This window comes from Flavobacterium sp. 83 (assembly GCF_000744835.1).
In the GTDB taxonomy this organism is placed as follows: Bacteria; Bacteroidota; Bacteroidia; order Flavobacteriales; family Flavobacteriaceae; genus Flavobacterium.
In genome coordinates this window covers 2,495,563-2,510,952 of the sequence record NZ_JQMS01000001.1, presented here as the reverse complement: position 1 = coordinate 2,510,952, position 15,390 = coordinate 2,495,563, and the positions used below count along the sequence as shown (strand labels likewise).

Sequence of the window (15,390 nt, the reverse complement as noted above, 5' to 3'; positions counted from 1 at the left end):
AAATCTAATTACTTTTTAATTTTCTCTAAATCTAGTAAAAAACTAAATTCTTTTGCTAATTCTTTCAAGGCTTCAAACCTTCCAGATGCTCCTCCGTGGCCTGCATCCATGTTAGTATCAAGATATAAGATATTTTCATCTGTTTTAAACTCTCTTAATTTTGCGACCCATTTTGCAGGCTCCCAATATTGAACCTGTGAGTCATGGAGTCCTGTAGAGACATACATATTTGGATAATTTTGTTTTTTTACATTGTCATAAGGGGAATAAGACAACATGTATTTATAATATTTCTTTTTATTTGGATTACCCCATTCATCATATTCCCCAGTTGTCAACGGAATACTATCATCCAGCATTGTAGTAATCACATCGACAAAAGGTACTTGAGCAATTATTCCGTGATACAGTTCAGGTGCTAAATTTACTACAACCCCCATTAATAATCCTCCTGCGGAGCCACCTTCGGCATATAAATGCGCTGGTGAAGTGTATTTTTGATCAATTAAAAATTTAGAACAATCAATAAAATCAGTAAATGTATTTTTCTTTTTTAATAACTTTCCATCTTCATACCATTGTCTTCCTAAGTCTTCGCCACCTCGAATATGTGCTATAGCAAATATAAATCCTCTGTCCAATAACGTTAATCGTGTCGAAGAGAAAGTAGCATCCATGGAGTGTCCATAAGAGCCATAGGCATATTGTAACAATGGATTATTTCCGTCTTTTTTCAACTCTTTTCTATACACCATCGAAATTGGAATTTTAGTTCCATCTTTGGCTGTAGCCCAAACACGTTCTTCTTTATAATTATTTTTATCGAATTTACCTCCAAGAACCTGTTGTTCTTTTTTGACTTCTTTTTCCTTAGTTTTCATATTGAAATCAATAACCGAAGAGGGAGTTGTCATCGACTGGTATCCGTAACGTAAAATTTCTGTTTCAAAATCTACATTAGTTGTGGTGTAAGCAGTATAGGTTTCGCTTTCGAAAGGCAAATAATATTCCCCTTCCCCACTCCAAGGCATAATTCTGATTTTATTCAAACCATTCGAACGCTCTTCAACTACCAAATAATTAGCAAAAATTTCGATATCTTCTAATAAAACATCTTCGCGATGCGCTAAAACTTCTATCCAATTTTCTTGTGATGTTGCTGTTTCCAGCGTTTTCATCAGTTTGAAATTTTCCGCTTTGTCTTTATTGGTCAAAATATAAAAACTGTCCTTGTAGTGATTAATGCTATATTCAACTCCTCTGATTCGTTTCTGAAAGATTTCAAATTTTCCGTCCGGAGTATCTGCATTTAAGATTCGATATTCTGTTGTAAGCGTACTTCCAGACTCAATTGCTAAGTATTTTCTGGATTTTGATTTTGCAACTTCAACATTATAGGTGTCGTCTTTTTCAAAATAGACCAAAACATCATCTACTTGTTTTGAACCTAATTTATGTTTAAAAACTTTATCAGAGCGCAGGGTAACTTCGTCTTGCGAAGAATAAAAAATAGTATGATTATCATTTGCCCAAACAGCAGTTCCGGTAACTTTTTCTATTTTATCTTCTAAAATTTCATTCGTTTCCAAACTTTTGACCTGAATGGTATAAATTCTTCTTCCAACTGTATCCGTACTAAAAACAGCTAATTTATTATCCGGACTTATACTTAATCCTCCCAATTGAAAATACGATTGTCCTTTGGCCAATTCATTGCAGTCGAACATAATTTCTTCTTTTGCCGAAAGGCTTTCCTTTTTTCGAGAATAAATAGGATAATCTTTTCCAGTTTCAAAACGGGTGATGTAGTAATATCCATTGTATAAATAAGGAACTGATTCATCATCTTCCTTGATTCTAGCTTTCATTTCATCGAATAATTCCTTTTGAAACCCCTTAGTATGAGTAGTCATATTATGATAATACTCATTTTCTTTATTCAGATAGTCAATAACCTCAGTATTTTCTCTGTCATTCAACCAGAAGTAATTATCGATTCGCAAGTCATCAAACTTCTCTAATTTTTCAGGGATTATTTTGGCAACTGGTGGTTGTATATTTTCTGGCATCGTTTGCGCTTTTATATTTAAGTGAAGTTACAAAAATAGCACAAACACCTTTTAAAACGATTCAATTTTCTATCTAATTTAACATTGCTTATTACTCTGAATGTAGTAATTTCGTAGCTCAATATTTAAAATTTATCAAAATGGATTTAATGGGAATGATGGGTAAACTAAAAGAAACCCAACAAAAAATAGAAGATACTAAAAAGCGTTTAGACACAGTCCTTATAGATGAACAAAGCACTGATGGTTTATTGAAAGTTACTTTGACAGCCAATAGAAAAATAAAATCAATCACAATTGACGATTCTTTATTGGAAGACAAAGAACAACTAGAAGATTATATGATTTTAGTATTGAATAAAGCGATTGAAAAAGCAACTAAAACCAATGAAGCGGAACTTGATGCTGTTGCAAAAATGGATATGCCAATGATTCCAGGAATGGATAATCTTTTTAAATAAAAAAATTAAGGTTTAAAGTTTTTGGAGTAATCCTAAAAACTTTAAACCTTAAACTCATTTTCAAGCTGTATTACACTAATTTTTGAAGCGTTTCCAGTACATAGGTGTGCATCACTTCTTTATAATCAAGATGTGTGACAATTCTCAGTTTTCCATGCCCCATAGAACTTATTAAAATGTTTTTTTGTTTTAATAATTCAATTAAATTCTTTTCAATACAATTAGGAACTAACGAAAATATTAAAATGTTAGTCTCAACTGGTTCTACCGAAGCTACCCAACTTACCCTTTTTAAAACCTCGGCAATTTCTTTAGCTCTTCGATGGTCATCAGCAAGACGTTCTATATTATTATCCAATGCATAAATTCCGGCTGCGGCCAAATATCCTACCTGACGCATTCCTCCTCCCAATATTTTTCGAATTCGTAATGCTCTGTGAATAGTTGCTTTGTCTCCCAATAAAACCGAACCAATTGGCGCTCCTAAACCTTTGGACAAACAAACCGAAATAGTATCAAATAATTTTCCAAATGCTTTTGGATCTTGCTTTTTGGCTACTAATGCATTCCAAATTCGGGCACCGTCTAAATGAAATTTCAAATTATTGGCATCGCAAACCTGTTTTATTCTTTGTAAATCTTCCAGCTCATAACAAGCTCCGCCACCTTTGTTAGTTGTATTTTCTACACAAACTAAACTTGTTAACGGACTATGATAAAACTCAGGATCATTGATTGCTCCAGCCACTTGTTCCGCAGTTATCATTCCGCGATTTCCGTCTAATAAACAGCAGGAAACGCCACTGTTAAATGAAACACCTCCGCCTTCGTAATGATATACATGCGCATATTTATCGGCAATTAATTGTTCGCCAGGCTGAGTGTGTAATTTTATAGCCGTTTGGTTTGCCATAGTTCCTGATGGAAAAAAAAGTCCAGCTTCCATCCCGAACATTTCGGCAACTTTAGCTTCGAGCTCAATAACAGTAGGATCTTGTTTGTACACGTCATCTCCAACTTTGGCATTTAACATGTGTACTAACATTTCGCGAGAAGGTTTTGTAATCGTATCGCTAACTAAATTTATTTCCATATTATTTTTTATTTTCAGTACGAACAATTCGAGAATTGTCCCTTCGTAAAATTTTTCTATTTTTGTGCGACAAAATTACACAATACCGTTTGTTAATTCAAACTAGTTCAGTTAAAACTAAGCTATAATAAATGACATAACGGTATTTTATATAAATATTTGAAAACGGACCTATTTAATTACTATAATTTATGACAACTACCGAACAAATTAAAGGTATTGTAGAGCGCCTTGGTGCGTTGAGGAGGTATCTTTGACGTTGATGCCAAACTAATTGAAATTTCAAACGAAGAAGAAAAAACTTTTGCGCCTGACTTTTGGAATAATCCAAAAGAAGCTGAACTCATTGTAAAAAACCTTAGAAACAAGAAAAAGTGGATTGAAGATTACAACAAAGCAGTCGAAATGACTGACGAGTTGCAACTCGCCTATGATTTTTACAAAGAAGGAGAACTCACTGCAGAAGAATTAGATGAACAATATTCGCTAACAGCAAATCATATTGAAGCGATTGAATTCAAAAACATGCTTTCGGATGAAGGCGATACATTGAGTGCTGTTGTACAAATAACTGCGGGTGCCGGCGGAACTGAAAGTTGTGATTGGGCCGAAATGCTTATGCGTATGTACATGATGTGGGGCGAAAAATACGGTTACAAAATAAAAGAACTGAATTTCCAAAAAGGAGAAGCTGCAGGTATTAAAACCGTAACACTCGAATTTGAAGGTGATTATTCTTTTGGTTATTTAAAAGGAGAAAACGGAGTGCATCGATTGGTTCGGATTTCGCCTTTTGACAGTAATGCCAAGCGTCATACTTCCTTTGCTTCTGTTTATGTTTATCCGCTTGTAGACGACAGCATCGAAATTGATATTAATCCTGCCGATATCGAGATTACAACTTCGCGCTCCAGTGGTGCGGGAGGACAAAATGTAAACAAAGTGGAAACCAAAGTACAATTGTTTCATAAACCAACGGGGATTCAAATACAATGTTCCGAAACACGTTCGCAACAAGATAACAGACAACGTGCGATGCAAATGTTACGTTCTCAATTATACGAAATTGAGTTAAAAAAGAAACAGGCACAACGCGCTGATATCGAAGCTGGTAAAATGAAAATAGAATGGGGATCACAAATAAGGAATTATGTGATGCAACCTTATAAATTAGTAAAAGATGTTCGAACCGGCCATGAAACCAGTAATGTTGATGGCGTTATGAACGGAGAAATTGATGAGTTCCTGAAAGCCTATCTGATGATGATGGGACAGAAAGAAGAAGAATAGTTTGCAAATATCAGTGGTCAGATTTGATACTTTCAACTGAAAACAACTAATGTAAAAATCCTCTCTACTTTCGTTTATCGAAATGTTTGAGAGGATTTTTTAAAAAAATTTTATTCTAAACGTTTTATTGCACTAATTACAATCCGCTTTTCAAAACATTAAAATTCCCCATAATAATTGTTGGGTTTCTTTTAGGATCTAACCATTTCACCATCAATTTCATATTTTCTTCATCAATAGCAACACAACCAGCAGTAAAAGAAGGTTTTTTTACAGCCAAATGAAAAAATATGGCGCTTCCTTTTCCCTTAACAATAGGATTTGTATTGTATTCAATTACAATGCAATACTTGTAAGCATCATTGTTTAATAATAGATTTTCATATGATTTTGCATTGGTAACACCTTTTACATATCTATTATAGTCATTGGAATTCGGATCATCAATCCATTTATCTTCTTTGGTTGTTTGTTGGTATTCCAATAACGTATTTAACTGTTTTTCATACGTATATAATTTACCTAAACGAAAAATTCCAGTTGGGGACTTGCCGTCACCTTCAAGTTTAGTAAGTGGCGGTGCAAAACCATTTTTTCCAATACCAACTTCTACCGGATTATATTTTATAACCCAACTCCCCTCTTTTCTTTCTAAAGCTACAAGAAAAGCACTATAACTTTTTGGCTGATAATTGTACACTACCAATAATTGTTCGGTATTTTCTAACTTACTTTTATTATTAGAAGCAATTAATAATGCATTTTTGTTTGTAGTGTTATTTGTTTGAGCCTGCAGGTTAATAAACAAAAACAATACTGTAGCCAAAAACAAAAAACGGTTTAAAAAATTCATTTTATTGTGGAGATATTATTTTATAGCTAACAAGAAAATCAAATTAAGAATAAAAATTCGATTGAACATTCATCTACAAACATAACAAATTTATTGTAAAACTAATTTAACATCTACGCATCGATTTTCAGAACCTATAACCATTCAATCAATGAAACCCCAACGCCAACAGTAGTTTGGAGATTGTTATAATCAATTAAGGTTTCACCATAACCATGAGAAACTAACAAATATCCTTTTAAATTATTTTTGATGGGATACGACCATGAAAACGAGGAATTCCCCCTTGCTTTGGAACCAAAATTCAAATTATGACTCCCAATAAACGAAAATATATTCCCGTTTTTGGCGTATATTACATTCAAATCTCCTCGTCCCACATATTCTGAAATATCTGGATTATCATCCTTTTTGGCAGGCATTCGCAACCAAGGTCTGACATAAACTGTCCAATTATTGCGTTCAAATCCCGCATGAAAAATTACCCTATTCCAACTTCTGGAGAATGGATCACTTTTACCATTGGATTCATGATTGAATGCGACACCAATCATTCGTGCTTTAAAACCCAAAATTTTAAAGTTTACAGGAACATTCAAAATCAGTTCCGGTTCGTAATTAACTTCTCTAAAGGGGCGTGAAAGATTATTATTATAAATTTGCCAATGGGATATTTGTGTATAAGCAACCCATAAATCACCGCGTCCCCAAAAAATACCCTGCAAAACTTTAGTTTTAAAACTCAATTGAAATTTAATTTCAATATTATTGTAATCAACTCCTGGAGGAGCAATATAATCGGGATCAATATTCCCGGAATGTGGTTGTTCGTTTGTATTATTTGACCATCGAAAAGGTAAAGCATACATAGGCTTATAAGGAGTAACTAAAAATGTTCCTCTTAAAGAAGTCGTGTCTAATTCCCATCGCTCCGTTAGATTACGAAGTTGAGTTTTATTATTAAATAAACTTTGAATTTGAGCATTTCCGGAAAAACAGGAACAGAATAAGATAAAACTTAATAATTTTATTGAAATTAATTTCATAATATATAAAAGTAGTTTAGCTAGTAAAACTAACCGTTTGTTATAGTTTTCCGTTATACATTTAAATATTTTAGTTTCATAAATCACACTTTTAATCCTGTTAAAGAATCCCGAAATATTAGGAATTATAATCTCAATTTGTTTTATTTGATGACTATAACTAAACCAAAATCAAACTACACTTAATGAAATCCTATTCCATCCAAGAAATAAATGAAATTTTAAAAGGAGTTATTGTGGGAAGTACTTTCCAAAATATTACTGCTCCTGAACAACTTGAAGCTGCAACTGAATCTGAAATTTCTTTTATTGGAAACAAAAAATATGAAAAACTTTGGGCAATTTCAAAAGCATGTGTAGCGGTTGTTAATGAGGATATTTCAATAGAACCGGGAGAAAACAGAGCATTCATTAAGGTGAAAAATGCAGATTTGGCGATGTCGCAAGTTTTAGCTCTTTTTGCACCTCCAACGCCATTATTTAATATCGATATTCATCCAACTGCTGTTATAGATGAAACCGCTATTATTTGTAACGGTGTTAGAGTTGGCGCAGGTTGTTATGTAGGACCAAAAGTATTCCTTGGAGACAATACAACACTATATCCAAATGTTACTATCTTAGATGAATGTACCGTAGGAAAAAATACTACAATCTGGTCTGGAGCGGTAATCAGAGAGCGTTGTCATATAGGAAATGATTGTATTATACATCCCAATGCGACAATTGGTGCAGATGGTTTTGGTTTTCGTCCAGATCCTCAAAGAGGTTTGGTGAAAATTCCACAAATTGGAAATGTGATTATAGGCAATAGTGTAGAAATTGGTGCCAATACTTGTGTTGACCGAGGAAAATTCAGTTCCACTATTTTAGGTGACGGTTGTAAAATTGATAATTTAGTCCAAATTGGACACAACAGTAAATTAGGCCGTTTTTGTATCATGGCAGGAAATAGCGGATTGGCAGGTTCTGTAACGCTAGGAAACGGAGTAATTATTGGCGGAAGCGCTTCTATAAAAGACCATACAACCATTGGCGATGGTGCAATTGTAGGCGCTGGTTCAGGTGTTACGGGAGATATTCCTGCAGGAAAAACCATGTTAGGCTATCCGGCTGTTGAAGCTCGTGATGCATTAAAACAATGGGCAATTTTGAAAAGACTCGTAAATGAATCTAAAAGCAAATAATCACTTTTTTTATTAAATTCATAAAAAAACAGGAGGTAACTTCTGTTTTTTTGTTTTTATACCAAACTAATATCCAATTTCCTTTCAAAACCTATAAAATAATAAATTTTATTTCGTTGGATTTTGTATTTTAGCACAAACTATTTTAACATTATTGCATCATGGATTTGAACTTCAACAAAAACGAAGACCACAATAAACTTTTACTTTCGGCATTGCGACAAAAATTGAGTCTTGTGAAATTGGGTGGTGGTGAAAAACGCATTCAAAAATTACATGGTGAAGGCAAAATGACTGCCAGAGAACGCATCGATTATTTGCTTGACGCCAAAGCTAAAAGTATAGAAATTGGAGCATTTGTAGGTGAAGGAATGTATGCAGAACACGGCGGATGCCCCTCTGGCGGTGTTGTAGTTAAAATAGGATATATCAAAGGAAAACAATGTATTGTTGTGGCCAATGATGCTACTGTGAAAGCTGGTGCTTGGTTTCCTATTACCGCAAAGAAAAATCTCCGTGCACAAGAAATTGCAATGGAAAATCGGTTGCCAATCATTTATTTAGTAGACAGCGCGGGCGTTTATTTGCCTTTGCAAGATGAAATTTTTCCTGACAAAGAACATTTTGGTCGAATTTTTAGAAATAATGCTCAAATGAGCAGCATGGGAATCACTCAAATTGCTGCTGTAATGGGAAGTTGTGTTGCTGGTGGTGCCTATTTACCAATTATGAGCGATGAAGCTATAATAGTCGAAAAAACAGGCAGTATTTTTCTGGCTGGAAGTTATTTGGTCAAAGCTGCCATTGGCGAAAGCATCGATAATGAAACATTGGGCGGAGCGACCACGCATTGTGAAATTTCGGGGGTGACGGATTATAAAGCCAAAGATGATAAAGACGCATTAGACAAAATAAAAAATATAGTTGACAAAATAGGCGCTTTTGATAAAGCGGGTTACAGCCGAATCAAATCAGAAAAACCAGCTTTAGATGAAAATGAAATCTATGGTATTTTGCCAAAAGCTCGTAATGAGCAATATGACATGATGGAAATCATCAATCGCTTGGTTGATAATTCAGAATTTGAAGCCTATAAAGACGGTTATGGTCAAACGATTATCACCGGCTATGCCAGAATTGATGGTTGGGCAGTGGGAATAGTTGCTAACCAAAGAAAAGTGGTGAAAACCAAAAATGGCGAAATGCAGTTTGGAGGCGTAATCTATTCCGATAGTGCCGATAAAGCCACTCGTTTTATTGCCAATTGCAACCAAAAGAAAATCCCTTTAGTTTTTGTACAAGATGTTACCGGTTTTATGGTAGGATCCAAATCTGAACATGGCGGAATCATAAAAGATGGTGCCAAAATGGTGAACGCTGTCAGTAATTCAGTTATTCCAAAATTCACTGTTATTGTAGGGAATTCTTATGGTGCAGGAAATTATGCTATGTGTGGCAAAGCATACGATCCACGATTAATTTTTGCATGGCCGAGTGCGGAATTAGCTGTTATGGGCGGAACACAAGCCGCTAAAGTATTGGCACAAATTGAAGCTTCTTCGCTTAAAGCAAAAGGTGAAATAGTTGATGAAGCAAAAGAAAAAGCTCTTTTTGACAAAATCAAAGCAAGGTATGACGAACAGGTTTCGCCTTATTATGCTGCTTCTAGACTTTGGACAGATGCCATAATTGATCCTTTGGACACTAGAACTTGGATTTCTATGGGAATTGAAGCCGCAAACCACTCTCCTATTGAAAAGAAATTTAATTTAGGCGTTATTCAGGTTTAAATCTCAAATCACATATTTCAAATTGTAGTCTTTAGATTTGAGGAAAAAATTAGGCAATGAAAACATGAGAAAAATAGTTCTATTTAGTTTTGCGATATTATTCTTTGCGCAATGTACTTCCATAAAAAAGCACAACAAACATTTGAATGATTTGATAGCTGAAGAAAAACTGAAATCAGATGTTGATTTTACCTATCGAAAATTACAGGAATTACACCCCAATTTATACTGGTATATCAGTAAGGAAGCTCTAGATTATAAATTTGACAGCCTAAAAGCGACCATCACAAAACCAATAACAAAATTTGAGTTTTACAAAAAATTAAGCCCCGTAGTTGCTGCTGTTCGTCAAGGACATTTAGTCCTATATCCCCCAATAAAATTATTTACGAAACGACAAACCAAAGCTCTTATCAAAAAAGGAACTGGTCCTTTTTCTCAATTTGATTTCGACTTTTTTAATGGGAAATTATACGTTATCAAAAATAAGTCCTACAACAAAAACATACATCCCGGAACTGAAGTTAATGCTGTAAATGGTATAAAACCGATTGATTTAATTATTGAATACAATCATTATTATAGCTCCGATGGTTACAACAGCACTTATAAAACCAATTATTCTGGTAAACTATTCTCTACTTTTTTTACAAATGAAAATGGTCTTAAAGACAGCATCCGATATAATTTTAAATATAATGACAGTTTAAAAACGATTACTATCAAACGAAAAGCTGAAGATACTTCTAGGAAAGATCTTAAAAAAAATAAAAAAAAGCTAGCTATTAAGAATAAGACAAAATCGAAAGCAATTAGAAAAAAGAAAAGGATTAATGGTTATTATTTCGTTGAAAAAAATTATAATCGGAACCTACATTTTTTAGAACAAGACAGTAGTATAGCTGTAATGAAAATTAGAAGTTTTAAGATTGGTGATTATAAAACTTTTTACAAAGAAAGCTTTTCGAAAATTTCTGATTACAAAACTAAAACACTTATACTTGATTTGAGAAATAATGGCGGTGGACGTGTCAGTGAAATTGCCGATTTATATTCCTATTTAGCAGAAAGCACTTTTGTATTTTTAGATAAATCTGAAGTAGTTTCAAGATCCAGTTTGTTTAAAGGAGCTTATTTGCATGGTGGTTCTTTTGGTTTTAAAGTTTTAAAAACATTTTTTTCGCCAATAATGTACTCCTATTTACTGCTTACTGTTCATAAAAATAAAAATGGAAAAAATTATTTTGCAACACAAACGAAACCTCATAAGGTGAGTAAAAATACTTTCAAAGGAAAAATTTATGTACTTATAAACGGCGGAAGTTTTTCTGCTTCAAGCATTATTTCTTCTAATTTTAAAGGTTCTAAAAGGGCTTATTTTGTGGGTGAAGAAACTGGCGGTACCTACAACGGAACTGTAGCCGGCTTTATGCCTCGAGTAAAATTGCCAAATACTAACATCCAAATACGCATTGGATTAATGTATATGGCTTCTCCTTTTAAAACAATTTTAGAAGGCCGAGGTATATTTCCTGATAAACAAATAATCCCCACAATTGAAGATCGAATAAAAGAAAATGACCCTGAAATGACTTGGGTTTTAGATACTATTAAAATTCAAGAAAAAGATATTTCTATAATTCAAAAAAAATAATTTTAGATTTATATTTTTTCATTAAAAAAAATAAAAAGAAAACCTACAACATTGATTAATAGTTATTTGTATCTTTACTTTAGTATTCTTCTTTCTTTTTAAACAAATAAACAGAAATCAACTTTATAATATCATTTTTTTAAATTCAATAAAAATATTCACGCTGATTTGAATTATTTAATTATCCGAAAAAATGAAAAAAATTCCGACTATATTATTATGTATACTACTTTTTTCCGCACAGTTTATTTCTGCGCAAAAAACGAATAATGACAGTATTTCTCCAAAAAAAGAAAAAAAAATATATTTAGAATATGGCATTAACTTATCAATTCCAGTACACATACAAATGTACCGCTCCCATAAATTTGAAATTGGCGCTAATATAAGAGCATGGAAAAAAATTTCTCCAAAATGGGATTTGGGTATTAAATTCGATTATGATTATTGGCTGGTCAAGCAAAATGCACCAACATTAACACCTGAAAGCACTTTAAAAGACAGAACATTATACAGTAACTTTAGTATATTCTCTATAAAAGTCAATACTCAATATAGTTTTACCCGCAAATGGTATTGGGGAATAGAATCAGGATTAGGATATGCCCTTTCTGACGCTGATAAAAAATTTGGGCTTGGTTTTGTATCTGAATATGGAGGAGGACCGCAACAATTTGGCCTTTCTTCAGCTTTCTACTTAGGAAGGCATTTTATTATTGGCAATGAAAGAAATAAACTTGGTTTGTCATTGGATTTTACTCAATTTTTAGCTCATGGTCACGCTGAAAATAGTCTTGGTTTAAAGCTAAAATACCGATTTACACATTAAATAAATTCATTAATTCTTCACATAAAAAAAGTGTTCAGCTGCTATTTTAAAAAAGTTTTGTTACGAACAAATTACTGAATTTTTACAAACTAAAAACAACTTATATATTTAAAAATTAGCAATTTAGAATTAAATATTTTAAACTACACATTATGAGCAACGTAAAAAGTTTGAATAAGTGGGCAAATACACACACTTATTTACCATTAGATTTGGTACGAATAGCACTTGGTGTTTTTTTGTTTATGAAAGGAATATCTTTTATAACAAACATCCAATATTTACAAGACTTAATATCCCCAATTGATAAAATTGGCGGTGGTATGTTTCTGATTCATTATATCGCTCCGGCACATATGGTTGGTGGAATAATGATTATTTTTGGTTTGCTCACCAGATGGGCAATAATAGCACAATTGCCTATACTGATTGGCGCAATTATTGTGAATTTCATGGGAGAAATGCATTCGCAAAACTTACTGTTAGCGTTTGTTATACTTGCGATATGTGTCTTTTTTTTATTTTATGGAAGCGGAAAACATTCTGCAGATTACTATTTCAAAATGCAAAAATAATTAAACTATAAAAGCATCCTGTTTTTTTAACGGGATGCTTTTACATATTATGAAAAATAGAGAATACTAAATATGCTCCAGAATTTCTTTCCTCTTTATTTTTCCATTTTGTGTTTCAATAAATTTAGAAACATAAAAAACCTCTTTAGGCTTTTCATATTTATCTAAACCTTCAAAAATAGTTTCATCTAAAGGAAGTTTTTCTCCTTCAATAATCAATACTAATTTTTCTCCTAAAGTAGCATCCTGAACTCCTGTAACAAAAAATCTTGAATGAATTTTATGCGATAATTTCTCTTCAATTTGCTCGGGAATCAGTTTAATTCCACCGCTATTTATAACATTATCAATTCGGCCTAAAAAGACAAATTCATTTTCATTTATCAATTCGACCAAATCATTCGTTACAATTGTTTCTTCTGAAATTTTTGGCGCATTGATAACCAGACAATTTCTATCATCTTGAGAAATTTTTATGTTAGGCAAAACAACGAATGCCTTCTCTCCTATTTTCTTGGCAGCGATATGCGTAATTGTTTCTGTCATACCATACGTTTCATACCCTTTAGTACTCAATTTAGATAGGCTTTTTTCTAGCGGTTTACTCATTCTAGCACCGCCAACAATCATTTTCTTTACGTTTTTTAATTCCGTTAATGAATTTTCAGCCTGCAAAGGTACCATCGAAACAAAGTCATATTTAGTTTCATTATGCAACAGCGGATGCGAGCTTGGGGCTACAAAATCCATGTCAAGCCCCAAAATAAAACCTCTGACAAACATCATTTTTCCAGCTATATATTTCGTTGGCAAACAATGTAAGGCTTTATCTCCTGGACGTAAATCAAAAAAATCGCCAGTCGCCAAAGCCGAATTAACCATGGCCTGTTTATCCATTTGAATAATTTTTGGGCTTCCTGTCGTTCCTGATGTGTTTAATTCGATGTAGCTTTTTTTATCAAACCAATCGAGTATAAAATCCCCAACAGATTTTTCGTGCTCCTCACCTTCTTTAATAAAACTGTACGCTACTCTACATAAATCTTTTCGATTCAGATGAAACCCATTTAGCTTAAAATGATTATTCACGTTTTTGTAAGTGATTTTATCCATGGTAATTATATTGATTTTAAATGATTATAAGGTGTTGGTTCTTCCATTTTTCCTGTTAATTTTTCTTTCCAATTTGTCCAATTGTATTTTTTACTAAAGATAAATAAAAGTATCGGGTAAATGATTACAACAGGCAATATAACATCTACTCCAGCCGATGGCTCCGAAATATCTTTAAAAATAGAATGGGTTTGAAACGCTGACCAATCAGAAGTAACTAATAAAGCACTGACTAAATTATTGGCAGCATGAAAACCTAAAGCCAGCTCCATTCCTTCATCCATTAAGGTAATGACTCCTAATAACAATCCTGTTCCGATGTAATACACTAAAACAATGTTCCCTATTTTAGAAACTTCGGGATTTGAAATATGCATGGCTCCAAAAATAACAGAAGTCATAATTAAAGGAAACCATTTATTTTTAGCGAGATTGGCAAAACCCTGCATCAAATAACCTCTAAAAATATATTCTTCGGTACTGGTTTGAATGGGAATTAATAATGTCCCAATAACAACTAAAATAACAAATGGAATAGGTTTAAAATTGATTACAAAGTCACTTGGATTTGAAAAATAAAACAATAATGTTGATACAATTGTAAAAATTGACCAAATAGAAAACGAAAATAATACTCTTTTCCAATCCATTTTTAATCTGGATGTCGTTATGGAAAGCATCGTTTGATTGTGAACATATTTAATAACAAAATAAATACCTAACATCGCAAAAACAAATGAAACAAGAATCAAAAACAAAGTCATATTGGGCTCAAAAAAGGCCATAATATCTTCATTAGAAGATGGGTATTTTTTTCCATTTACAAATGTTTCATAAAGCAATGCTAATAATAATGGTATCTGACCTAAAAAAGAAGCAAAAATAATAACTAAAGAACCGACAATATACTTCCAAAACTTATTCTCAGATTTCACTCCTTGTTCTATAAACATAGATTTTTGTTTTTTATATTATTAAAATTAGAGTAACAAATTTTACTTTTGTTACACTTATGGAACGAGATTAATACACCATTTTCTTTATCAAAAAATTACTTATGATACAAATATACCACAATCCGCGTTGCGGAAAATCAAGAAACTGCCTGGCTTTTATAAAAGAATCTGAAAAAGAATTTGAAGTCATTAATTATCTTGAAAATGTTCCCACATTTGAAGAATTAAAAGCGCTTATTCAAAAACTAAATTTTGAACCGATTGCATTAGTCCGCCAAAAAGAAAAAATTTGGATAGAAAATTTCAAAAATAAAAAGATGACCAATGACGAAATCATTCAAGCAATGGTCACCCATCCTATTTTAATTGAAAGACCTATTGTTATCATAGGAGATAAAGCAATCTTAGGAAGAGACTTAGATAATGTAACTAATTTCATATAATTAAATTAACACTTTTTTATGATTAATGCAT

Annotated in this window: 14 protein-coding genes; 8 read left to right on the top strand and 6 right to left on the bottom strand. The window is 32.7% G+C overall.

The window, feature by feature from the left end; all coding sequences use genetic code 11:
• Positions 1–8 precede the first annotated feature (8 nt).
• Positions 9–2,069: an oligopeptidase B gene (locus T410_RS10985; RefSeq protein ID WP_035671609.1), complete on the bottom strand. Its 2,061-nt coding sequence runs from the start codon at positions 2,067–2,069 to the stop codon at positions 9–11.
• A gap of 140 nt (positions 2,070–2,209) precedes the next feature.
• Here T410_RS10985 and T410_RS10980 point away from each other — a divergent pair, with 140 nt between their 5' ends.
• A complete protein-coding gene (locus T410_RS10980) occupies positions 2,210–2,530 on the top strand; it encodes a YbaB/EbfC family nucleoid-associated protein (protein WP_035671607.1) in 321 nt (106 codons plus the stop codon).
• A 70-nt stretch (positions 2,531–2,600) separates the two neighbouring features.
• Here the strand turns inward: T410_RS10980 and T410_RS10975 are convergent, their stop codons facing one another.
• Complete coding sequence (locus T410_RS10975) at positions 2,601–3,623, bottom strand: low specificity L-threonine aldolase (protein WP_035671605.1); 1,023 nt, start codon at positions 3,621–3,623, stop codon at positions 2,601–2,603.
• A gap of 191 nt (positions 3,624–3,814) precedes the next feature.
• On the opposite strand from T410_RS10975, the gene prfB reads away from it, so the two are divergent.
• Positions 3,815–4,913, top strand: a protein-coding gene (gene prfB, locus T410_RS10970; RefSeq protein WP_152556951.1) for a peptide chain release factor 2 whose coding sequence is annotated in 2 segments (ribosomal slippage) — positions 3,815–3,877 and positions 3,879–4,913 — 1,098 coding nt in all. Because the reading frame shifts where the segments join, the coding sequence is not laid out codon by codon here.
• A 136-nt stretch (positions 4,914–5,049) separates the two neighbouring features.
• Here the strand turns inward: prfB and T410_RS10965 are convergent.
• Positions 5,050–5,766: a L,D-transpeptidase gene (locus tag T410_RS10965; protein WP_051929396.1), complete on the bottom strand. Its 717-nt coding sequence runs from the start codon at positions 5,764–5,766 to the stop codon at positions 5,050–5,052.
• Positions 5,767–5,900: 134 nt separating this feature from the next.
• The gene (locus T410_RS10960) at positions 5,901–6,812 is read right to left on the bottom strand and encodes a phospholipase A (RefSeq protein WP_081897831.1); all 912 of its coding nucleotides are present in this window, start codon (positions 6,810–6,812) and stop codon (positions 5,901–5,903) included.
• A 185-nt stretch (positions 6,813–6,997) separates the two neighbouring features.
• Between T410_RS10960 and lpxD the strand changes: the two genes are divergently transcribed.
• The 5 genes from lpxD (at position 6,998) to T410_RS10935 (ending at position 12,847) form a co-directional block, all read left to right on the top strand.
• A complete protein-coding gene (gene lpxD / locus T410_RS10955; RefSeq protein WP_035671601.1) occupies positions 6,998–7,999 on the top strand; it encodes a UDP-3-O-(3-hydroxymyristoyl)glucosamine N-acyltransferase in 1,002 nt (333 codons plus the stop codon).
• Positions 8,000–8,160: 161 nt separating this feature from the next.
• A complete protein-coding gene (locus T410_RS10950; RefSeq protein WP_035671600.1) occupies positions 8,161–9,789 on the top strand; it encodes an acyl-CoA carboxylase subunit beta in 1,629 nt (542 codons plus the stop codon).
• Between the two features lie 64 nt (positions 9,790–9,853).
• Positions 9,854–11,443 carry a S41 family peptidase gene (locus T410_RS10945; RefSeq protein ID WP_035671598.1) on the top strand — a complete coding sequence of 530 codons (1,590 nt, stop codon included), beginning with the start codon at positions 9,854–9,856 and terminating at the stop codon, positions 11,441–11,443.
• A 193-nt stretch (positions 11,444–11,636) separates the two neighbouring features.
• Positions 11,637–12,272, top strand: coding sequence for a hypothetical protein (locus T410_RS10940; protein WP_035671597.1), 636 nt, complete (start codon positions 11,637–11,639; stop codon positions 12,270–12,272).
• A gap of 152 nt (positions 12,273–12,424) precedes the next feature.
• Positions 12,425–12,847 carry a DoxX family protein gene (locus T410_RS10935; protein WP_035671596.1) on the top strand — a complete coding sequence of 141 codons (423 nt, stop codon included), beginning with the start codon at positions 12,425–12,427 and terminating at the stop codon, positions 12,845–12,847.
• Between the two features lie 66 nt (positions 12,848–12,913).
• Here T410_RS10935 and T410_RS10930 read toward each other — a convergent pair whose 3' ends face one another.
• Positions 12,914–13,960 carry an AMP-binding protein gene (locus T410_RS10930; protein ID WP_035671595.1) on the bottom strand — a complete coding sequence of 349 codons (1,047 nt, stop codon included), beginning with the start codon at positions 13,958–13,960 and terminating at the stop codon, positions 12,914–12,916.
• A 5-nt stretch (positions 13,961–13,965) separates the two neighbouring features.
• Positions 13,966–14,913, bottom strand: coding sequence for a CPBP family intramembrane glutamic endopeptidase (locus tag T410_RS10925; RefSeq protein ID WP_035671594.1), 948 nt, complete (start codon positions 14,911–14,913; stop codon positions 13,966–13,968).
• Positions 14,914–15,017: 104 nt separating this feature from the next.
• Between T410_RS10925 and arsC the strand changes: the two genes are divergently transcribed.
• The gene (arsC, locus tag T410_RS10920) at positions 15,018–15,359 is read left to right on the top strand and encodes an arsenate reductase (glutaredoxin) (protein ID WP_035671592.1); all 342 of its coding nucleotides are present in this window, start codon (positions 15,018–15,020) and stop codon (positions 15,357–15,359) included.
• Positions 15,360–15,390 lie beyond the last annotated feature (31 nt).

Bases quoted from the DNA above. Each gene is read 5' to 3' on its own strand.
- T410_RS10960 (WP_081897831.1), bottom strand. From the start codon at position 6,812: ATGAAATTAATTTCAATAAAATTATTAAGTTTTATCTTATTCTGTTCC.
- T410_RS10975 (WP_035671605.1), bottom strand. From the start codon at position 3,623: ATGGAAATAAATTTAGTTAGCGATACGATTACAAAACCTTCTCGCGAA.
- T410_RS10985 (WP_035671609.1), bottom strand. From the start codon at position 2,069: ATGCCAGAAAATATACAACCACCAGTTGCCAAAATAATCCCTGAAAAA.
- arsC (WP_035671592.1), top strand. From the start codon at position 15,018: ATGATACAAATATACCACAATCCGCGTTGCGGAAAATCAAGAAACTGC.
- T410_RS10945 (WP_035671598.1), top strand. From the start codon at position 9,854: ATGAGAAAAATAGTTCTATTTAGTTTTGCGATATTATTCTTTGCGCAA.
- lpxD (WP_035671601.1), top strand. From the start codon at position 6,998: ATGAAATCCTATTCCATCCAAGAAATAAATGAAATTTTAAAAGGAGTT.
- T410_RS10935 (WP_035671596.1), top strand. From the start codon at position 12,425: ATGAGCAACGTAAAAAGTTTGAATAAGTGGGCAAATACACACACTTAT.
- T410_RS10950 (WP_035671600.1), top strand. From the start codon at position 8,161: ATGGATTTGAACTTCAACAAAAACGAAGACCACAATAAACTTTTACTT.
- T410_RS10930 (WP_035671595.1), bottom strand. From the start codon at position 13,960: ATGGATAAAATCACTTACAAAAACGTGAATAATCATTTTAAGCTAAAT.
- T410_RS10925 (WP_035671594.1), bottom strand. From the start codon at position 14,913: ATGTTTATAGAACAAGGAGTGAAATCTGAGAATAAGTTTTGGAAGTAT.
- T410_RS10940 (WP_035671597.1), top strand. From the start codon at position 11,637: ATGAAAAAAATTCCGACTATATTATTATGTATACTACTTTTTTCCGCA.
- T410_RS10980 (WP_035671607.1), top strand. From the start codon at position 2,210: ATGGATTTAATGGGAATGATGGGTAAACTAAAAGAAACCCAACAAAAA.
- T410_RS10965 (WP_051929396.1), bottom strand. From the start codon at position 5,766: ATGAATTTTTTAAACCGTTTTTTGTTTTTGGCTACAGTATTGTTTTTG.